Origin of the sequence: Avibacterium sp. 21-595 (genome assembly GCF_023611905.1) — a bacterium.
Classification (GTDB): Bacteria; Pseudomonadota; Gammaproteobacteria; order Enterobacterales; family Pasteurellaceae; genus Avibacterium.
This window is the reverse complement of the sequence record NZ_CP091455.1, coordinates 850091-870557: the sequence shown is the minus strand read 5'-3', so window position 1 is coordinate 870557 and position 20467 is coordinate 850091. Positions and strand designations below refer to the sequence as shown.

Genomic DNA, 20467 nt, shown 5'->3' with positions numbered 1-20467 from the left:
ATATAAAAATACTAAGGCTTCTTACTGTTACGTCTTTCTGTTATGGCTTAAATGATGACAACTCATCAATCATCGCCACAACCATTGCGGAAGATTGCTTGGCGGCGAGAGGAAGGAATTCTTCAAAGGACATACTCGCTTCCCCATCGCCACTATCAGAAATTGCACGAACCACCACAAAAGGTATGTTAAAAGCGTGGCATACTTGGGCAATGGCGGCGGCTTCCATTTCTACCGCTGTTACATCAGCAAAATGTTGTTTAATTTGTGCGAGAGGCTCTCCGCCGTGGATAAAACTATCACCTGAACAAATTAAGCCTTTATGCACTTTTTGCCCTTGCGCAAGTGCCACTTTTTCCGCAAGTGCGGTGAGATTTTCGTCAGAATTAAAACGTGCGGGGCAATTAGGTAGCTGACCTTTGACATAGCCGAATGCGGTAACGTCCGCATCGTGGTGAGCTGTTTGGGTAGAAATCACTACATCGCCTACCTTTAATCCCGTTGCAACCCCACCTGCCGAGCCCGTGTTGATAATCACATCGGGGTTAGCAAGTTGCAACAGCGCAGTGGTTCCCATTGCAGCTGCCACTTTTCCTATACCTGATTGCAATAAGGCAATGTTTTTGCCCTTAATTGTACCTTGATAAATGGTTGCGCCACCAATTTGCGTTGTCGTTTGGTTTTCCATTAGGGCAGATAAATACGCCACTTCTTGTGCCATTGCACCGACAATTCCAATTTTCATCATTGTTTCTCTTGTAATAATTTGTTAATTAAAAAATCTAACACGGCAAAGCTATAATCATCGTTATAAAGGGTGCTTGCGGTAAGCACATAACGGCCATTAATGATGGCATAAGGATAAGTAAATACCCCATATTCTTCCGTCAGTTGAATGGCATCTTTTACTTGTAAACGGACATTAACCGAATGATACAATTTAGTAAATTCTTCTGTATCAATATGTTGTTGTGCAAGCCATTTTAAGAAAGTAGGAAAATGAGCTAATTCGGTATAACGTTTTTTTTCAGAACTTTCAAACAACAATAAATCAGAAACATTCTCTGCATTCATTTGCTGTAAGGTGTAAAAAATATTTGCCGTTAAGTTCGCTTTTGTTGTAGCAACGGGAATCTCCGTGAGTACAATATGATCACGATTGATTTGGCTATATAAATTAAGAATATCCTGCGCCACAGAACAAACACGGCAATCATAATCAAAGAAAAATTGAATTAAAATCTTATGATCAGCACGAGCAGGAATCACTAATGGCTCCTGATAAGAAAAATAATCACGCCCTTCTTCAAATTGGCTGATATGTAACTTAGGCTGTTCAAGGGGTTCAGCCCAACTTATTTGGCTCACACCAAGCATCATAAAGAAAAAAAGTAGCCGCCACATTTTATACACCATCAATCTGCCAATGGCTCAATATAATCCACCAAGAGCTGAATATTACGCTGCCCACGGTATTCATTAACATCTAATTTATAGGCAAGTTTCACTTTTTTTAATGAAAGATCAGGGTAATAACGGGTATCTACGTTAAATGCAATGGCATCGAATAAAGCCCCACCATTGATTGGCTCAACCATCATTTTTAAATGCTTTTCGCCCACTAAACGCTGTTGTAAGAGGTTAAATTCACCATCAAAGACAGGCTCAGGGAAAGCTTGACCCCAAGGTCCTGATTGCTTGAGTAGCTCTGCTGTATTTAAATTCATAAATTGTGGCTCAAGTTCGCCGTCCGTCCACACGACACCTTGCAGATCTTTCTCATCTAAACATTCCGTTACGACTTCATTAAATAGTCGTTGGAAATCACTAAATTTTTCTTCTTGAATGCTCAGCCCTGCGGCCATTGCGTGTCCGCCAAATTTGATAATCATATCTGGATGGCGAGAATGTAAGCGTTCCAATAAATCGCGAATATGTAATCCTTCAATAGAACGCGCTGAGCCTTTAAGAATGCCTTCCTGATCTTGGGCAAAGGCAATCACAGGGCGATGAAACTGATCTTTTAGTCTTGACGCTAAAATGCCCAGCACACCTTGATGCCAATCTGCTTGATAAAGCACGATACCTGTTGGCAATGGCGGAGTAAGTGCGGTCAATTTTCGGCAAATTTCTAGCGCCTCTAATTTCATTCCTTGTTCAATTTCTTTACGTGTTTGGTTAAGCCCATCTAACTCTAATGCCAATGCCCGTGCAGAAGGCATATCTTGTGCTAAAAGTAATTCTACCCCGACTGACATATTATCTAACCGACCCGCTGCATTTAAACGAGGCGCGATAGCAAAGCCTAAATCTGACGCACTAAATCGGCTCATATCACGATTAGCCACTTCTGCTAAGGCTTGGATACCGTAGCGACAACGTCCTGCACGAATACGTTGCAAGCCTTGATAAGCGAGAATACGATTATTTTGATCTAATGGCACCACATCGGCAATGGTGCCAAGTGCAACCAAATCAAGCAACTCAGTAAAATTGGGTTGGCTTTTGTTATCAAATATGCCTTGTTCACGTAACTTGGCGCGCAACGCCAACATCACATAAAAAGCAACCCCAACGCCAGCTAAAGATTTAGACGGAAAATCACATTGTGATAAATTAGGATTTACAATAGCATCAGCTTCCGGCAAAGTTTCGCTAGGTAAATGGTGATCGGTTACCACCACTTGTACGCCCTGTGCTTTTAAAAAGGCGACGCCTTCAAAGGAAGAAATGCCATTATCTACGGTGATAAGCACCTCTACCTGTTTTTCCAAAGCTAATTTCGCCACCTCAACACTTAAGCCATAACCTTGTTCAAAACGGTTCGGCACAAGATAATCCACTTGCTGAAAGCCAAGCTGACGTAACGCCACAACGGTTAATGCCGTACTGGTTGCACCATCCGCATCAAAATCCCCAACGATGACCACCTTTTTTTGCGCTTCACGTGCCTGTGCCAACACATTTACCGCGTGTTGCATACCAAATAACCTATGGGGAGAAAGCATTGAATTTAAAGTGCGGTCTAATTGTTGCGAATTTTTTATTTGACGCGCACGATAAAGGCGATCAAGCAAAGGATGATCGCTAATAGGTTGTTCTGAGCTAATAGGACGGCGTTGGATTGTTTTGTTCATATCAAATTAATGGATTTCACTCTCGCTATTTTGGGGGAATACATAACCCCCAACAAAAAATTTTACCGCGCTTATTCTTCTTGCAACGCGTTTAATAATTCTTTTGGTGGTAAATAGCCCCCAATCAGCTCGCCTGTCGGCGTAACAATGCTAGGCGTACCGCGCACACCAAATTGTACACCAAGCTCATAGTGTTTTTTTACTCTATCCGCATTCTTCAAGGTTTTCGGCAAATTGCCTTTTTCTGCTTCATTTAAGGCATACACAGGATCTTTCGCCTGCCAAATGGCTTCCATTTGTTTTGCCGTGTTATTATTCAATCCACCACGAGGAAACGCGAGGTAACGCACGGTAATGCCTAAATCATTATATTGCTGAATTTGCTGATGCAATAAATGACAATAATGGCAAGTGATATCCATAAATACAGTTACTGCATATTTTTCATTTTTTGCTGGATAAACAATCATTTCATCTTTATAACTGTTTAATTTATCAAGTAAAAATTTTCCTGTTAAATCTACTGGACCTTTATCAGTGAGTTGGTATAGTTGCCCTTGTAGCACATATTTGCCATCTTCAGAGGTATAAAAAATGCCTTCATTACTGATGACTGTTTTAATTCCTGCAAGCGGAGAAGATTTGATCTCCATTTGCGAAATCCCCAATTTTTTTAATTGGCTTTCAATTTGAGCATCGTTAGCCAGCGCATAAGCAGACAAAGTCGATAACGAAAGTGCGGTAATTATTTTCTTCATTTTTTGTTTCCTGATATTCATTCCTTGCGAACGGCAGATTTTATCACAAGCCCTATTAACAAGCTAATAGGAAAAGGCTTTCAACATAATTGACCTACCAAATTGGGCTAAAATAGCATATAATTCGGCTCTTATATTAAAAAATCATATAGAACTGAATTTATGTTTGAAATTAACCCAATCAAAAATAAAATTGCCGATCTTGCTGAACGTACGGCAACCCTTAGGGGGTATCTTTGACGTTGATAGCAAAATCGAACGTTTAGAAGAAGTCAATGCAGAGCTAGAACAGCCCGATGTATGGAATGAGCCAGAAAAAGCCCAAGCACTAGGCAAAGAACGTGCGAGCTTAGAGGCAGTGGTTGATACCATTAAACATTTAACACAAGGCTTGGAAGATGTAGAGGGCTTGTTAGAACTTGCCATTGAAGCTGAAGATGAAGACACCTTCAATGAGGCGGTGGCAGAACTCGATGAATTAGAACAAAAATTAGCTACACTTGAGTTTCGCCGTATGTTTAGTGGCGCAAATGATGCGGCAGATTGCTATGTCGATCTTCAAGCAGGCTCTGGCGGAACAGAAGCACAAGACTGGACAGAAATGTTATTACGTATGTATTTACGTTGGGCTGAAAGTAAAGGCTTTAAAACCGAATTGATGGAAGTTTCTGACGGTGATGTCGCGGGGATAAAATCTGCAACGATCCGTGTTTCTGGCGAATATGCTTTCGGCTGGCTTAGAACAGAAACGGGCATTCATCGTCTCGTACGTAAAAGTCCATTTGATTCGAATAATCGTCGTCATACTTCTTTTAGTGCCGCTTTTGTTTATCCTGAAATTGATGACAACATTGATATTGATATCAATCCTGCGGATTTACGCATTGATGTCTATCGCGCCTCTGGTGCTGGCGGACAACACGTGAACAAAACAGAAAGTGCGGTGCGAATTACCCATATTCCAAGTGGTATTGTGGTGCAATGTCAAAATGATCGTTCACAACATAAGAATAAAGATCAAGCAATGAAACAGCTTAAAGCCAAATTGTACGAACTTGAATTGCAAAAACAAAATGCCGAAAAACAGGCTATGGAGGATAATAAATCCGACATTGGTTGGGGCAGCCAAATTCGTTCTTATGTGCTTGATGATGCACGAATTAAAGATTTACGTACAGGGGTTGAAAACCGCAACACGCAAGCCGTGTTAGATGGTGATTTAGATAAATTTATTGAGGCAAGCTTAAAAGCTGGTTTGTAATCGTTAGATAAAAAATCAAGATCTTTTCTGACATCACCAATGCTCAGGTTTTTCTTATAAAAAAGAAAGAAACATCTGATTATTCACAAAACTAGATTGACTAAACGATTTTAACCTTGCCTCATAAACAGTTGTGTAGATAACAATAAAATTTAAAGGTAAAACAAAATGACAGAACAAACTCAAGAATTAGATTTAAATGGTGAAATGCGAGTTCGCCGTGAAAAATTGGCCGCATTGCGTAAAAAAGGCAATGCGTTTCCCAATACCTTCCGCCGTGATGCGCTTGCACAGGATTTGCATCAACAATATGATGAAGTAGAAGGCGAAGCACTGAAAGCCCAAAATGTGGAAGTGAAAGTGGCAGGGCGCATTATGACACGTCGCATTATGGGTAAAGCGACCTTTGTTACCTTGCAAGATATGAGCGGACGCATTCAACTTTATATCGCTCGTGATAATTTGCCAGAAGGCGTCTATGCTGATGATGTCGGTAACTGGGATTTAGGCGATATTGTTGGGGTTAAAGGCACATTATTTAAAACCAAAACCAATGAACTGACCGTTCGCGCCTCAGAAGTGCAACTTTTAACCAAAGCACTACGCCCATTACCCGATAAATTCCACGGTTTAGCCGATCAAGAAATGCGTTATCGCCAACGTTACTTGGATCTGATTTCTAATGAAGAATCACGCCGCACTTTTATTATTCGCTCAAAAGTGATTGCTGGAATGCGTGAGTATTTCATCAGTAAAGGCTTTATTGAAGTGGAAACGCCTATGCTACAAGTGATTCCCGGTGGTGCAGCTGCCCGTCCATTTGTTACCCATCACAATGCATTAGATATTGATATGTATCTACGTATTGCCCCAGAACTTTATTTAAAACGCCTTGTTGTAGGTGGGTTTGAACGTGTATTTGAATTAAATCGTAACTTCCGCAATGAAGGGGTTTCTGTACGTCATAATCCAGAATTTACGATGATCGAATATTATCAAGCCTATGCGGATTACCACGATTTAATGGATAACACCGAAGAATTATTACGCAAACTCGCCCTAGACATTCTCGGTACCACAATTGTTCCTTATGGCGACTATGAATTTGATTTCGGTAAGCCATTCGAGCGTATCACTATGCACGAAGCAATTTTAAAATACGGTGCGGATAAAGGCATTGAGAAAGAAGATCTTTATGATTTCGATCGCGCTAAGGTATTGGCAACCAAACTTGGCATTGAAGTACAAAAATCTTGGGGCTTAGGTTCTATCGTAAACGCAATTTTTGAAGAAGTGGCAGAACATCACTTAATTCAACCGACTTTCTTAATGGCTCATCCAGCGGAAATTTCACCATTAGCACGCCGTAATGATGAAAACCCAGAGGTTACCGATCGTTTTGAATTATTTATTGGTGGACGTGAAATTGGTAACGGTTTCTCAGAATTAAATGATGCCGAAGATCAAGCTGAACGCTTTGATGCACAGGTTGCCGCAAAAGAAGCTGGTGATGACGAAGCGATGTTTAAAGATGACGATTTTGTTACCGCACTTGAACACGGCTTGCCACCAACGGCTGGAGAGGGTCTTGGCATTGACCGTTTAGCAATGCTCTTCGCCAATGCACCATCAATCCGTGATGTAATTCTCTTCCCCGCAATGAAACATAAAGGGTAAAGATAAATTAATAAAGGAAAGATAGCTTAAGGCTGTCTTTTCTTTTTCATAGTGAATAATAAATAATGAACAATTTAACATTAGAACAATTAATCAATCAAAAACTAGATTCTACTAGTATCACCGACTATGCACCGAATGGTTTACAAATACAAGGTAAAGATGAGGTTAAAAAAATCATCACTGGCGTAACAGCAAGCCAAGCGTTAATTGATTATGCGATTGAACAAAATGCCGATGCCATTTTGGTTCATCACGGCTATTTTTGGAAAAGCGAAAATCCTTGTATTCGAGGAATGAAAGGTAAGCGAATTAAGGCATTATTGCAAAATGATATTAATCTTTATGCCTATCATTTACCCCTTGATGTTCACCCTGAGCTTGGCAATAACGCACAACTTGCCGCCTTGCTTGGTATTGAGGATCTCCAACCATTGGAACAAGGAAGATTCAGCATTCCCGTTTACGGGACGTTAAAAACACCAATCAGTGGTGAAGAATTGGCACAACGCATTGAACAGCAATTACAACGCAAACCACTTTTTTGTTTGGAAAATGCACCGCACTTCATTCACACGGTGGGCATTTGTACGGGGGGCGGTCAAGGCTATATTGATCTTGCCGCTCAACAAGGCATTGATGCGTTTATTACGGGTGAAGTTTCGGAGCAAACAATCCATTCAGCACGAGAACAAGGGATTAATTTCTTCGCCGCAGGGCATCATTGCACTGAGCGTTATGGTGTCAAAGCCTTAGGAGAATGGCTGGCGAAAAACTACGATGTTGATGTGGCGTTCAAAGATATTTACAATCCAGCGTAGTTAATATCAAGGGAATAGTATTCAGTAAGGCAACATTAACGCTAAATCAACGCCAGTAAAAAAGCAAAGTGCGGTGTAAATTTTGCCAAAATTCAGGTCAGCTTTGTATAAGCGCAACTTTTCCCTTATACTAAGCACAATTTTTCACAATACCTAATTCATTAGGTTCATAAAAAGGAATAAAAAATGGGTTTCTTAACAGGTAAACGTATTTTAATTACAGGTTTGGCGAGCAATCGTTCTATCGCTTATGGGATTGCTGCAGCAATGAAACGTGAAGGTGCAGAGCTTGCATTCACGTATTTGAATGACAAATTAAAACCTCGCGTGGAAGAATTTGCCAAAGAATTTGGTTCAGACATTATTCTTCCTCTTGATGTTGCCAGCGATGAAAATATCACCAACTGTTTTACGGAATTAAGTAAACACTGGGAAAAATTTGATGGTTTTGTCCACGCAATCGCGTTCGCACCGGGCGATCAATTAGATGGTGATTATGTTAATGCGGCGACACGTGAAGGCTTTCGCATTGCACACGACATCAGCGCATACAGCTTTGTCGCAATGGCACAAGCAGCACGCCCTATGCTTAACCCAAATTCAGGCTTAGTTACCCTCACCTACTTAGGCGCTGAGCGTGCTATTCCAAACTACAATGTGATGTGCTTAGCAAAAGCCTCTCTTGAAGCAAGTACCCGCGTTATGGCAGCCGATCTAGGTAAAGACGGCATCCGTGTCAATGCGATTTCTGCTGGACCAATTCGCACATTAGCGGCATCTGGCATTAAAAACTTCAAGAAAATGTTGGCAACCTTTGAAAACACTGCGCCATTACGTCGTACAGTAACCATCGAAGATGTAGGTAATTCCGCCGCTTTCTTATGCTCTGATTTAGCTTCTGGAGTAACTGGCGAAGTATTGCACGTTGATGCAGGCTTTAGCATTACTGCAATGAGCGAATTAGGTGCAGAATAAATTTAACCTCGAACAAAATAAGGCAGACCTATAACGTCTGCCTTTTGTCGTTTATTAAGAAGAAATGATATGTTTCAAAATAATCCCCTATTATCTCAATTAAAACAACAAATTCGTGATAGCAAACCTGTCGTTGAAGGTGTGGTACGCGGTTCAGACAAGGCATTTGGCTTTTTAGAAACGGATAAAAAAAGCTACTTCATTCCTCCTGCGGCAATGAAAAAAGTGATGCACGGCGATAAAATCAAAGCACGCATTGAAACGGTCGGCGATAAAGAACAAGCCGAACCAGAAGAACTGATCGAGCCAATGCTCACTCGCTTTATCGCTAAAGTGCGGTTCAATAAAGACAAAAAATTGCAAGTCTTGGTGGATCATCCACAAATCAATCAACCTATTGGTGCCAATAAAGTTAAAACGGTTACCGAAGACTTACAAGAAGGCGATTGGGTGGTGGCTGAATTGAAAACCCATCCATTACGCGATGACCGTTTTTTATTTGCTCAAATCACCCAATTTATTTGCTCACAACGTGATGAATTTGCCCCTTGGTGGGTAACCTTAGCGCGCCATCAACAGTCTCGCTACCCTGTTCAGGGACAAGATCATTATGAAATGCTTGATAAACAACTACGTGAAGATTTGACCGCACTTCATTTTGTTACGATTGATAGCGAAAGCACCAAAGATATGGATGATGCGCTTTATATTGAACAGCTTGATGAAAACGGACAACAAGTCGGCTGGAAATTAGTGGTTGCCATTGCCGATCCTACTGCTTATATTGATGAAAATTCAATCATTGAACAAGAAGCCAAGCAACGCTGTTTCACCAATTACCTTCCGGGTTTTAACATTCCGATGTTGCCGAGAGAGCTTTCAGATGAACTCTGTTCACTGATGGAAAATGAAGTGCGTCCTGCATTAGTTTGTCATATTGAAATTGATTTACAAGGCAATCTCCGTAGCAAACCTCTTTTCCAATCCGCTCAGATCCAGTCAAAAGCGAAATTAGCCTATAATAATGTGTCGGATTACTTAGAACAGCAAGACAATGCTTGGCAACCAAATGACGAAGCCACCAAAAATCAAATCGATCTGCTTCATCAATTTACCTTAGCACGAATCCAATGGCGTAAAACCAATGCTTTGCTATTTAAAGAAAAGCCTGATTACAGCTTTAAATTGGCTGAAAATGGAAAAGTTGAGGCAATCGTTGCCGAATATCGCCGTATTGCCAATCAAATTGTCGAAGAAGCAATGATCCTCGCGAATATCTGTGCGGCGCATTATCTTAATGAAACAGCACAATGCGGTATTTTTAATACCCATTCAGGCTTTGATAGCAAAAACCTGACTTCCGCACAACAGTTTCTCCTTTCTCAGTTAGCAAATGAAGAGAGTGAAGCCGAACTAAAAACACGTTATTCCACTGAAAACCTCGCAACACTTGAGGGCTATTGTCGTATGCGACACGATATTGAACCGATTGAGGGAGATTATCTAGAGCTACGCTTACGCCGCTACCTCACCTTTGCGGAATTTAAAGCAGAATTAGCACCGCACTTTGGTTTAGGGCTAGAAGGTTATGCGACTTGGACATCTCCAATTCGTAAATACTGTGATATGGTGAATCACCGCCTCATCAAAGCAAGCCTAACAACGCAGCAATATCAAAAACCAACTGATGCAGTACTACAACGCTTACAAGAGGCACGCCGGCAAAATCGTTTGATTGAGCGTGATATTGCGGATTGGCTATACTGCCGTTATTTAGCCGACAAAGTAGAAAGCAAACCTCAATTTGACGCTGAAATTCAAGATGTAATGCGTAGCGGATTGCGTGTGTTATTGTTAGAAAATGGCGCGTCAATGTTTATCCCCGCTTCCACTATTCACAATAATAAGGAAGAAATACAAGTCAACCCTGACGAAATCGCCCTTTATATCAAAGGTGAAAAAGCTTATAAAATTGGCGACAAAATACAAGTGATACTCACCGAAGTGAAAGAAGAAACTCGGAGTATTATTGGGCAGGTCGTGAATTAAGCTTTTGCCCAGAACAAAATAGGCCACCTAAATTTAGACAATACACTAATTTAAGGGTGGCCCATTATTTATCGTAGGGATTTAAATCAAACTATTAATATTAGAATAAGAAACGCGCACCCAATGCTACACGATGGTTTGCTTTTCCTTTTGTGTTCAACACTTTACCATCTTGTGTAACTTTACCTTTACCGCCTTCAAGATACACAACAAGGTTTTTATTAAAGCGATGATCTACACCTAACATCCAACCACGCATTTTTAACGCTTTCGCTGCAGGGTCTGCTTTTTTACCTGTTGCAAAATAGTATTCTCCATAAACAGCATTTTGTGGCGTTGCCATTACTTTTAAGCCCACTAAGAAACGGTTATTTTTATGCAACGTTGCTTTATAACCTGCGACTTTTTGGAAACCAATATTACCACTTTCAACACCTGTTTTAGACACTTTACCAAATGCCCAGTCAAAGCCTAGTGTAACAAGTTTGTTATAGGTAAGATCAAAACCAACACCACCACGTTTAAGTTTGAATTCTTTGGCTTTGGTATTGTCCTCAGATTGAGTTACCGCAGAATAACCCGAACCAAAACGAACATCAAAATCACCAAAGCTATTATCATAGAATACACCTACACCATAGCCTTGACCTTCATCCCAGCCAGTTGTACCGCTTGAAGTTTGGTTCGCTTTATTCGCTTGTCCAAAGTAATAATCTGCGGCAAAACGGAAACCAGCAAATTTGTTAGACATAAATGTTGCAGCTTTTTTATGCCCATCGAAGAAAATATTACCGCCACCATCGTAAGTATAATTTGCTTTAGGGATGTTATCACCTAAGTTTAATTGACGACCAAAGGTTAAAGTACCCACATCATTTTGTTTTACACCAACAAATAAACGATGTGTTCTTAAATTATTCCCAATGGCATCCGCTGCTCCATCAACGCTAGAAAAACGAAGCTCTGCGCCACCAAATACTTGAAAACCCGCCCCGACATCTTGATATGCTCTTACACGCACACGTGAACCAATATCACGTAAATCATTACGCTGCTCTGAATCATTACGTAACTCAAAGTGCATACGTCCATCTAAATCAATTTTTGTTCCTTCTTTTTCATAGATTACAGTGGCATTTGCGGTGGCTGAAACCATTGCTGTTACAGCTAATGCGATAAGTGTCTTTTTCATAATGAACTTCCTTTGTTTAAGGTTTTTTATACCCGACAGAATAAAACCCCAATTTCTATCAATCCGATATTAATTAACCAAAAATAATTTCGGTTGGAAATAATATAGGTAGGTTATTTTTTTCTGTCAAAAACAGGGAACTTTTAAACAAATGAAAAATATGAAAGAAAAACATATAGTTAAAACAAATAAGAAAAATATACCAAATGAAAAAATGTGATCTCCGCCTCACTTTTATTAACCGAAATCCGTTTTCTTCTCTGCATATAGAAACCTAACATATTGATAAACAACTAATTAAAGCTACTCCAATTATCTTTATAAAACAACATTTCATAAAAAATAAAATAAACAGGTGTTTTATTTAATAATGTGCAACAGATCACAATTTATCATCTAACTCAGAAACATAATGCACTATGTTTTGCGACATTCTTCTCCACTCCCCCAGTACTGAGTTGCTTTCTTTTTACTTTGAAAAACGTCAATAAAAATGACCGCACTTTGATCTTCAAACCAAAGTGCGGTCATTTTTTATGATTTTTCTTAATTAAGCATTTTCTATACTAAATGCAACCACTTCACTGATATTTTTTGCACCAAGTGCAATCATAATTAAGCGATCTACGCCTAAGGCTACGCCAGCACAATTTGGCACACCAGCTTGGAGTGCAGCGAGAAAACGCTCATCAAGTTGGCGGATTGGTAAACCTAATTGTTCACGTTGGCGGTTATCTTGTTCAAAGCGATGGCGTTGTTCGTTTGCATCAGTAAGTTCATTAAAGCCGTTAGCCAATTCAATGCCTTTATAGTAGAACTCAAAACGCTCTGCCACGCGGTGATCTTCTGAGCTAATTTGTGCTAATGCTGCTTGTGTTGCGGGAAAATGATAAATGGCAACGGGGCGCTCTTGTCCAATATTTGGTTCAACCACAGTGCTGAATAAAAATTGTAGCAAGGTATCTCTCTCTTCATTTTCTGCTTGTTCCAGATGATATTCTTTCGCTTTGGCAATTAATTCTTCACGAGAAGCAGAAAGCGGATCTAGCCCGACATATTCTTGAAAGGCAAATTGATATGTCATACTTTCTGCGGGAGCGCAATCTAAAATTTGCTGTAATAAGTCATCCACTTCATTGATAAGACGGTACATATCAAAATGCGGACGATACCATTCCAACATCGTGAACTCTGGGTTATGTTTTGTGCCAGCTTCTTCATTGCGGAACACTTTACAAAGCTGAAAAATCGCCCCACTTCCCGCAGCCAGTAGGCGTTTCATTGGGTATTCTGGGCTAGTTGAAAGCCATAAAGTTTTTGATTGATGTTTAAACGGTGAGGTGAATTCTGTGCTAAAGGTGGCAAGATGCACATCCGTTACACCGAATTCACTTAAAATTGGTGTTTCGACTTCTAGCAATCCTCTGTCAGTAAAAAAGCGACGAATTTCAGCCATAATTTTGGCGCGAGCTAATAAATTTTGAATACTGGCTGTTGGTCGCCATTGTTCATTTTCAGTCATAAAGTGCCTCAGTCAATTCCTTTGTAAGAAAAGTGCGGTTATTTTACCTGAAATTTTTCAACAAGATGAGTTATTTTTACGCAATGTATTCATTCTAAAAGAGAAAAATTCTCATTAAGCTAGAGGATTCTCTCTAACTTTTTTGAGTTAGATCACACTTTGAAGCTTTGCTCACATTTTTTGATAAAAAAGTCTGATTTATTTTATAAAAGCGTGGCAAAATAAACTCACCCTAATAAATTTCATCTACTTTATATTGGAGGAAATCGTGCAAACTGTTAATGTCGATATTGCAATTGTTGGCGCTGGTGGCGGTGGTTTACGAGCAGCAATTGCGGCAGCACAGGCAAATCCAAATCTTAAAATTGCCTTAGTTTCAAAAGTTTACCCTATGCGTAGCCATACTGTCGCTGCCGAAGGAGGCGCGGCTGCCGTGATCAAGGAAGAAGATTCTTATGAAAAACATTTCCACGATACCGTAGCAGGGGGCGATTGGTTATGTGAACAAGATGTGGTGGAATACTTTGTAGAACATTCCCCTGTTGAGATGACGCAGTTAGAACGCTGGGGCTGCCCTTGGAGTCGTAAACAAGACGGTGATGTGAATGTGCGCCGTTTCGGTGGAATGAAAATTGAACGTACTTGGTTTGCTGCCGACAAAACAGGCTTCCACTTGTTACATACCCTCTTCCAAACTTCAATGCAATTCCCGCAAATTCAACGCTTTGACGAACATTTTGTGTTAGATATTCTGGTTGATGACGGCCATGCTCGTGGTATGGTGGCAATGAATATGATGGAAGGCACATTGGTACAAATCAATGCAAATGCTGTGATTATCGCCACTGGTGGTGGTTGCCGTGCGTTCCGCTTTAATACAAATGGCGGTATTGTAACGGGTGATGGATTATCAATGGCATATCGTCACGGTGTGCCATTGCGTGATATGGAGTTTGTGCAATATCACCCAACAGGTTTACCAAATACGGGAATTTTGATGACTGAAGGATGCCGTGGTGAAGGGGGCATTTTAGTCAATAAAGATGGCTATCGCTATTTGCAAGATTATGGTTTAGGCCCTGAAACACCAATTGGTAAACCTGAAAATAAATATATGGAATTAGGTCCGCGTGATAAAGTGTCGCAAGCATTCTGGCAAGAATGGCGTAAAGGCAATACCTTAAAAACGGAAAAAGGGGTAGATGTAGTTCACCTTGATTTACGCCATTTAGGTGAAAAATATTTGCACGAACGTTTACCATTTATTTGTGAACTCGCGAATGCTTATGAAGGCGTTGATCCTGCTAAAGCCCCTATTCCCGTGCGTCCTGTTGTGCATTATACAATGGGTGGGATTGAAGTGGATTTCAACAGTGAAACTCGCATTAAAGGTTTATTTGCTGTGGGTGAATGTGCTTCTTCAGGCTTGCATGGGGCGAACCGTTTAGGTTCAAATTCATTAGCGGAACTTGTTGTGCTAGGACGTGTTGCTGGGGAATATGCTGCTCAACGCGCAAGTGAAGCAAGCCCTGCAAACCAAAATGCAGTCAATGCACAAGCACAAGATGTGGTACAACGTTTAGAAGATCTTTATAACCAAGAAGGCACAGAATCTTGGTCACAAATTCGTGATGAGATGGGCGATTCAATGGAAGAAGGTTGCGGTATTTATCGTACTCAAGAAAGTATGCAACAAACAGTTGATAAAATTGCAGAACTAAAAGAACGTTATAAACGAATTCGTATTGCCGATCGCTCAAGTGTCTTCAACACCAATGTGCTTTATACTGTTGAACTTGGCTATATTTTAGATGTTGCACAATCTATCGCTAATTCGGCGATTGAACGTAAAGAATCTCGTGGTGCTCACCAACGTTTAGACTATACAGAACGTGATGATGTGAATTATTTAAAACACACCTTAGCTTTCTATAATGCAGAAGGTGCGCCTCGCATTGAATATAGCCCAGTAAAAATCACAAAATCTCAACCTGCAAAACGTGTTTATGGTGCGGAAGCAGAAGCTCAAGAAGCAGCTGCAAAAGCTAAGGAGCAAGCAAATGGCTAATCAAGCGATTATGAATGTTGAAGTTCTGCGTTATAACCCAGAGCAAGATAAAGAACCTTATTTAAGAACCTATCAAGTACCTTATGATAGCCAAACTTCATTGCTTGATGCACTTGGCTATATTAAAGACAAACTTGAGCCTGAACTGTCTTATCGTTGGTCTTGCCGTATGGCAATTTGTGGTTCTTGCGGAATGATGGTCAATAATAAACCTAAACTTGCTTGTAAAACATTTTTACGCGATTACAGTGGACATATGCGTATTGAACCGTTGGCTAATTTCCCAATTGAACGGGATCTTGTTGTTGATCTAAGCCACTTTATTGAAAGTCTAGAAAGTATTAAACCTTATATTATTGGTAATGAAGCGCCACCACTAGATGGTAATCCACATCCATCTGCTGAATTGGCAAAAAGTCGAACCAAACAAACACCCGCACAATTAGAGAAATATCGCCAGTTCTCAATGTGTATTAATTGCGGGCTATGTTATGCAGCTTGCCCACAATTTGGCTTAAATCCTGAATTTGTAGGTCCAGCTGCGATTACACTTGCTCATCGTTATAACCTTGATAACCGTGATCACGGCAAAGCAGAACGGATGAAAATTCTGAATGGGGATAATGGGGTATGGAGCTGCACATTCGTGGGTTACTGCTCAGAAGTTTGTCCAAAACACGTTAATCCAGCCTCCGCTGTTAACCAAGGCAAAATCGAAAGTGCAAAAGATTATGTTTTGGCAATGTTAAAACCACAAAACTAAGGAGGAGTAAAATGACAGCAACCGCAAGCAAACGCAAAAAATATGTGCGTGAAATCACACCAACTTGGTGGAAAAAGTTAGATTTTTACAAATTTTATGTATTACGCGAAAGCACCGCAGTTCCTACTCTTTGGTTTTGTTTAGAACTATTCTATGGGTTAATCTCTTTAGGAAATGGAACTTTTGCAACCAACTTTATTCATTTTTTACAAAATCCCGTCGTTGTGATATTGAACATCATTACGCTTGGTGCCGTGTTATTAAATAGCTTTACATTTTTTAATATGGCTCCTCAGATGGTAAATATCATTGTAAAAAATGAGCGTATCAATGCGACATTACTTTCTCGCATTTTCTGGGCGATCACTGCATTGGTGAGTATTATTGTCTTAATCTTAGTATAGGAATGAGCATATGAACAAACAAAATCCAAAACGTTCTAATGAACCTGCTGTATGGCTATTATTTGGTGCAGGTGGTGCAATCAGTGCTGTATTCTTTCCCGTTCTTGTACTGATTTTCGGCTTTTTACTCCCTTTTGGGTTAGTTTCGCCAGAAAATATTATTGCATTTGCTGGAACTTGGATCGGAAAATTAATTATTCTTGCCTTATTAATTTTCCCAGCGTGGTGCGGTATTCATCGTGTCCATCTAGGCTTACACGATTTTAAAGTACATATTCCTGCGGCCGGATTTATTTTTTATGGGCTTGCTGGATTATTTTCATTACTGACGCTTTTCGCTGTATGGCATATTTAAATTCATTGTGATAGAGAAACAAAAGACCTTTTCGATTGAAAAGGTCTTTTATTATTGCTTGATTTTTTGCTATGTAAGTTTGAAATAAAGCAAGGCAAGTCCATACAGTACTACGCCAATATTCAATAGCTTTATTTTGTCAATGTGACTAACCAACAATTGTGAATGTGTTTATTGCGTTCAAAATCCAGTGGTAAGGTTTTGGCAGAAATTTCTACCGCACTTAATCCGAGTGCAGCCATACCGTCAAAATCCATCTTGAATTTTTGCTTATTGTTAGAAAATACAATTGTGCCATTGGAACGTAAAATCCGTTTTAAATGAGTGAATAATTGAAGATGATCGCGTTGCACGTCCCAGCTGTTTTCCATTCGTTTAGAATTGGAAAAAGTGGGTGGATCAACAAAGATCAGATCAAATTGACGATCGCATTTTTCTAACCATTGTAAACAATCACTTTGAATTAATTTATGCTGTTTACCTTCAATATCATTAAGCATTAAATTTTGTTCTGCCCAGTTCAGATAAGTGTTAGACATATCTACGGTAGTGGTGGATTTCGCCCCCGCTAAGGCAGCGTGAACCGTCGCGGAGCCTGTGTAAGCAAACAAATTTAGAAAGTCTTTGTCCTTTGCCATTTCACCTACCATTTTGCGTGTTAAGCGGTGATCTAAAAACAGTCCCGTATCTAAATAATCCGTTAAATTGACCCACAATTTTGCGCCGTATTCTTCAACATAGAAGTAATCCCCTTTGTTCGCCAATTTCTCATATTGATTTGTCCCTTTTTGTTTTTGGCGAACTTTTAACACGAGTTTATTGGTTTCCACACCTGTTACAGCAAGGGTAGCGGTTACGGCATCAAGTAAACGCTGACGCGCTTTATTCTCATCAATATTTTTCGGTGCTGCGTATTCTTGCACCACAATATGATCGACATAACGATCCACGGCAATATTATATTCTGGCAGATCCGCATCATATAAGCGATAAGCGTTAATGCCTTGCTGTTTTGCCCATTTTTCGATTTTCTTGATATTTTTTTGTAAGCGATTGGCGAAGTCTTGTGCAACGCCTTGATGTTGAGGGCAAAATTCTTGCAGATTTTGTACCGCACTTTCTTGTTGGGCAGTTTCAGCAATTTGATAATTTTTCTGTACGCAATCTAATGGGCCATTTTTTGCTTTAAACTGACGGTGAGAACGTAAGCGTAGGCAATCAAGTAATGCGGGTTCACCACTAAAAACGGAGGCATTCCAACCGCCAAATTGCTGTTTTAAACGTTGCCCAAACACGGAGTAAAGCGCAATTAATGCTGGTGTTGTCCCTAAACGCTCACCATAAGGTGGGTTGCAAATAAGCGTGCCTTTTTCTTCCGTTGGATTTTTTAGTGTGGCAATATCCCCTTGTTTCCATTGAATTAAATGAGCAACACCTGCATTTTGGGCATTGCGTTGTGCTTTTTGTAATACACGGTGATCTAAATCAAAACCATAGAAATGGGGCTGAGCTTGTTGTGAACCTTGTTGGGCAAGGGTGATGGCTTCCTCTTTCACTTTTTCCCAAGCTTGCGGATTATGCCCTTTCCAGAAATCAAACCCCCAATGTAAGCGGTGTAACTGCGGTGCAATTTTGGCTTCCATTTGGGCGGCTTCAATGAGCAATGTACCTGAACCACACATTGGATCAATCAAAGGCGTGCCTTGTTGCCAACCTGAACGTAATACAATGGCGGCGGCTAAGGTTTCACGTAGTGGCGCAGCCCCTGTATCTTCACGATAGCCACGCAAATGTAAGGCATTGCCACTGAGATCAAGAGAAAGAATAAAATCGTCACGATTTAAATAGGCGTGAATGCGAATATCAGGGTTGTCTTTATCCACACTTGGGCGCGCTCTGCCTTGTCGTTCAAAATAATCGACAATGCCATCTTTCACGCGCATTGCACCAAATTGCGTATGACGAATTTCACGGTTAGTGCCATTAAAATCCACAACAAATTGGCAACGCTCATCAAAAATATCTAACCAATTTTGCCCAATTACCGTAGAGTAAAGATCTAAATCGCTATAAATTTTACTTTGTACCAAAGGCAGTAAAATACGTGAGCTGAGCCTTGACCATAAGAGCGTGCGGTAAAGGGTTTCCTCGTCAGCTAAATAATGCACGCCTCCCTGTGCGATTTGACATTCTTGTGCGCCAAGTTCGAGGAGTTCGGTTTTTAATAATTCTTCAAAGCCACGCGCAGTGGTGGCAAATAATTTTTTCATCATAAATTCATTGATACTTTCAAAGCGTAATGGGGCAGATTATAGCAAAGCCAGTAAGTGCGGTCGATTTTAATTCTGTTTTTTATCTAAAAGAAAGAGCGAACAAGACGTTCGCTCTGAGTAGGAAGGTAATTTATTTCAAACAGCGATAATAACTATCAGCGGTATATTGTAAGAAATTCGCATAAGAATCTTTACCTAATGATACCGCATCGCCCATCGGATCTAAACGCCCCACATTAACGCCCGTCGATTTATGTAATGTTTCAATCACTTTTGGCGTAAATTGTGGCTCTGCAAATAAGCAACCGACTTTATGTTCTTCAATTTCTTCTTTGATATGAGCCAATTTTTTCGCCCCCGGAGCAACTAATGGATTAATCGTAAATGCCCCCACCTGATTTAACCCGTAAGCCTTATTAAAATAGGTGTAAGCATCATGGAAAACATAAAATCCTTTTTTCTGTACGGGGGCAAGTTGTTGTTTAATTTTTTCATTTTGCGCCGTTAAAGTGCGGTCGAATTGTGCAAGATTTTGCTCAATAAGTGCTTTTTTATCAGGATATTGTTGAATTAATTTTGCCGCAAAATCTTTTGCCACAACTTGGCTAATTTGTGGCGAATACCAAATATGCCAGTTTGTTTCTAAATGGGCATTTTCATCGTTATCATGATGATGTTCATGTTCATGCACATCGTTATGTTTGTGATGATCACTGTCGGCGGTATGTTCGTGATCGTGTTCATGCTCATGTTCGTGTTCGTGTTCTTCGCCGTCATGATGGTGGTGATGGTGATGATGTTCACCTTTTTCTAGCATATCCGCCGTAATTTCAGGTAATGTTGCGATAGTAACCACTTTCTCTGGATCAATATATTTTTTCAAGGAAGAAGCTAGAAAGGCATCCGCATCTTCGCCAACCCATAAAACAAGATTAGCCGCTTTTAATTTCTGCACATCTGATGGCTTCAAATTATAGTCGTGGGGAGAGGCCCCTGCTGGAACTAATACTTGCGTATCTGTTACCCCCTCGGCAATAGAAGAGGCAATAAATCCTAATGGTTTAATGGAAGTAACCACACTTGCAGAAGCTAGTGTAGAGAAAGAAAGCAATGCGGCTGCAATGGCAGTTTGTTTAAAAAACGGGTTTAACTTCGTCATATATACTCCTATTATCAAGAATGATTATCATAATTCGATGACTTAGCTTAGAT

Annotated in this window: 17 protein-coding genes; 9 read left to right on the top strand and 8 right to left on the bottom strand. The window is 40.2% G+C overall.

Annotated elements, in window-relative coordinates; translation table 11 throughout:
• Positions 1–40: 40 nt before the first annotated feature.
• The 4 genes from L4F92_RS04170 to dsbC form a co-directional block, all read right to left on the bottom strand.
• Complete coding sequence (locus L4F92_RS04170) at positions 41–745, bottom strand: 5'-methylthioadenosine/adenosylhomocysteine nucleosidase (RefSeq protein WP_250364547.1); 705 nt, start codon at positions 743–745, stop codon at positions 41–43.
• Positions 745–1404: a thiol:disulfide interchange protein DsbA/DsbL gene (locus L4F92_RS04165; protein ID WP_250364316.1), complete on the bottom strand. Its 660-nt coding sequence runs from the start codon at positions 1402–1404 to the stop codon at positions 745–747. Before L4F92_RS04165 ends, L4F92_RS04170 begins: the two co-directional genes overlap by 1 nt.
• An 11-nt stretch (positions 1405–1415) precedes the next feature.
• On the bottom strand, positions 1416–3137 hold the full coding sequence (gene recJ, locus L4F92_RS04160) for a single-stranded-DNA-specific exonuclease RecJ (protein WP_250364315.1): 1722 nt from the start codon (positions 3135–3137) through the stop codon (positions 1416–1418).
• A 71-nt stretch (positions 3138–3208) separates the two neighbouring features.
• A complete protein-coding gene (dsbC, locus tag L4F92_RS04155) occupies positions 3209–3895 on the bottom strand; it encodes a bifunctional protein-disulfide isomerase/oxidoreductase DsbC (RefSeq protein ID WP_250364314.1) in 687 nt (228 codons plus the stop codon).
• 162 nt (positions 3896–4057) lie between these two features.
• On the opposite strand from dsbC, the gene prfB reads away from it, so the two are divergent.
• The 5 genes from prfB to rnb all read left to right on the top strand — a co-directional run bounded on the left by prfB (position 4058) and on the right by rnb (position 10678).
• Positions 4058–5156, top strand: a protein-coding gene (gene prfB / locus L4F92_RS04150; protein WP_250364313.1) for a peptide chain release factor 2 whose coding sequence is annotated in 2 segments (ribosomal slippage) — positions 4058–4132 and positions 4134–5156 — 1098 coding nt in all. Because the reading frame shifts where the segments join, the coding sequence is not laid out codon by codon here.
• A gap of 168 nt (positions 5157–5324) precedes the next feature.
• Positions 5325–6833, top strand: a complete 1509-nt coding sequence (gene lysS, locus L4F92_RS04145; RefSeq protein WP_250364312.1) for a lysine--tRNA ligase — start codon at positions 5325–5327, stop codon at positions 6831–6833.
• 65 nt (positions 6834–6898) lie between these two features.
• Complete coding sequence (locus tag L4F92_RS04140) at positions 6899–7654, top strand: Nif3-like dinuclear metal center hexameric protein (RefSeq protein ID WP_250364311.1); 756 nt, start codon at positions 6899–6901, stop codon at positions 7652–7654.
• Between the two features lie 186 nt (positions 7655–7840).
• The gene (locus L4F92_RS04135) at positions 7841–8629 is read left to right on the top strand and encodes an SDR family oxidoreductase (protein WP_250364310.1); all 789 of its coding nucleotides are present in this window, start codon (positions 7841–7843) and stop codon (positions 8627–8629) included.
• Between the two features lie 69 nt (positions 8630–8698).
• Positions 8699–10678 (top strand): exoribonuclease II, encoded by a 1980-nt coding sequence (gene rnb, locus L4F92_RS04130; RefSeq protein ID WP_250364309.1) that lies wholly within the window; start codon positions 8699–8701, stop codon positions 10676–10678.
• A gap of 100 nt (positions 10679–10778) precedes the next feature.
• On the opposite strand, the gene L4F92_RS04125 is transcribed toward rnb, so the two are convergent.
• Positions 10779–11870 (bottom strand): porin, encoded by a 1092-nt coding sequence (locus L4F92_RS04125; RefSeq protein WP_250364308.1) that lies wholly within the window; start codon positions 11868–11870, stop codon positions 10779–10781.
• 550 nt (positions 11871–12420) lie between these two features.
• Entirely contained in the window at positions 12421–13392 is a 972-nt protein-coding gene (epmA, locus tag L4F92_RS04120; RefSeq protein WP_250364307.1) for an elongation factor P--(R)-beta-lysine ligase, read from the bottom strand.
• Between the two features lie 268 nt (positions 13393–13660).
• Between epmA and frdA the strand changes: the two genes are divergently transcribed.
• Genes frdA through frdD form a run of 4 tightly spaced genes read left to right on the top strand, consistent with a single transcriptional unit; the run spans position 13661 to position 16982 of the window.
• Positions 13661–15460 (top strand): fumarate reductase (quinol) flavoprotein subunit, encoded by a 1800-nt coding sequence (frdA, locus tag L4F92_RS04115; RefSeq protein WP_250350639.1) that lies wholly within the window; start codon positions 13661–13663, stop codon positions 15458–15460.
• Entirely contained in the window at positions 15453–16223 is a 771-nt protein-coding gene (locus L4F92_RS04110; RefSeq protein ID WP_250350640.1) for a succinate dehydrogenase/fumarate reductase iron-sulfur subunit, read from the top strand. Before frdA ends, L4F92_RS04110 begins: the two co-directional genes overlap by 8 nt.
• An 11-nt stretch (positions 16224–16234) precedes the next feature.
• On the top strand, positions 16235–16627 hold the full coding sequence (frdC, locus tag L4F92_RS04105) for a fumarate reductase subunit FrdC (RefSeq protein ID WP_250350641.1): 393 nt from the start codon (positions 16235–16237) through the stop codon (positions 16625–16627).
• A 10-nt stretch (positions 16628–16637) separates the two neighbouring features.
• Positions 16638–16982: a fumarate reductase subunit FrdD gene (gene frdD / locus L4F92_RS04100; protein ID WP_250350642.1), complete on the top strand. Its 345-nt coding sequence runs from the start codon at positions 16638–16640 to the stop codon at positions 16980–16982.
• Positions 16983–17113: 131 nt separating this feature from the next.
• Here frdD and rlmKL read toward each other — a convergent pair whose 3' ends face one another.
• The gene (gene rlmKL, locus L4F92_RS04095; protein WP_250364546.1) at positions 17114–19252 is read right to left on the bottom strand and encodes a bifunctional 23S rRNA (guanine(2069)-N(7))-methyltransferase RlmK/23S rRNA (guanine(2445)-N(2))-methyltransferase RlmL; all 2139 of its coding nucleotides are present in this window, start codon (positions 19250–19252) and stop codon (positions 17114–17116) included.
• A gap of 133 nt (positions 19253–19385) precedes the next feature.
• Positions 19386–20414 carry a zinc ABC transporter substrate-binding protein ZnuA gene (gene znuA, locus L4F92_RS04090; protein WP_250364306.1) on the bottom strand — a complete coding sequence of 343 codons (1029 nt, stop codon included), beginning with the start codon at positions 20412–20414 and terminating at the stop codon, positions 19386–19388.
• Between the last annotated feature and the right edge of the window lie 53 nt (positions 20415–20467).

Coding starts and splice junctions, on each gene's coding strand:
- L4F92_RS04140 (WP_250364311.1), top strand. CDS start 6,899: ATGAACAATTTAACATTAGAACAATTAATCAATCAAAAACTAGATTCT.
- recJ (WP_250364315.1), bottom strand. CDS start 3,137: ATGAACAAAACAATCCAACGCCGTCCTATTAGCTCAGAACAACCTATT.
- lysS (WP_250364312.1), top strand. CDS start 5,325: ATGACAGAACAAACTCAAGAATTAGATTTAAATGGTGAAATGCGAGTT.
- L4F92_RS04125 (WP_250364308.1), bottom strand. CDS start 11,870: ATGAAAAAGACACTTATCGCATTAGCTGTAACAGCAATGGTTTCAGCC.
- L4F92_RS04165 (WP_250364316.1), bottom strand. CDS start 1,404: ATGTGGCGGCTACTTTTTTTCTTTATGATGCTTGGTGTGAGCCAAATA.
- L4F92_RS04170 (WP_250364547.1), bottom strand. CDS start 745: ATGAAAATTGGAATTGTCGGTGCAATGGCACAAGAAGTGGCGTATTTA.
- frdD (WP_250350642.1), top strand. CDS start 16,638: ATGAACAAACAAAATCCAAAACGTTCTAATGAACCTGCTGTATGGCTA.
- znuA (WP_250364306.1), bottom strand. CDS start 20,414: ATGACGAAGTTAAACCCGTTTTTTAAACAAACTGCCATTGCAGCCGCA.
- rlmKL (WP_250364546.1), bottom strand. CDS start 19,252: ATGAAAAAATTATTTGCCACCACTGCGCGTGGCTTTGAAGAATTATTA.
- rnb (WP_250364309.1), top strand. CDS start 8,699: ATGTTTCAAAATAATCCCCTATTATCTCAATTAAAACAACAAATTCGT.
- frdC (WP_250350641.1), top strand. CDS start 16,235: ATGACAGCAACCGCAAGCAAACGCAAAAAATATGTGCGTGAAATCACA.
- epmA (WP_250364307.1), bottom strand. CDS start 13,392: ATGACTGAAAATGAACAATGGCGACCAACAGCCAGTATTCAAAATTTA.
- dsbC (WP_250364314.1), bottom strand. CDS start 3,895: ATGAAGAAAATAATTACCGCACTTTCGTTATCGACTTTGTCTGCTTAT.
- L4F92_RS04135 (WP_250364310.1), top strand. CDS start 7,841: ATGGGTTTCTTAACAGGTAAACGTATTTTAATTACAGGTTTGGCGAGC.
- L4F92_RS04110 (WP_250350640.1), top strand. CDS start 15,453: ATGGCTAATCAAGCGATTATGAATGTTGAAGTTCTGCGTTATAACCCA.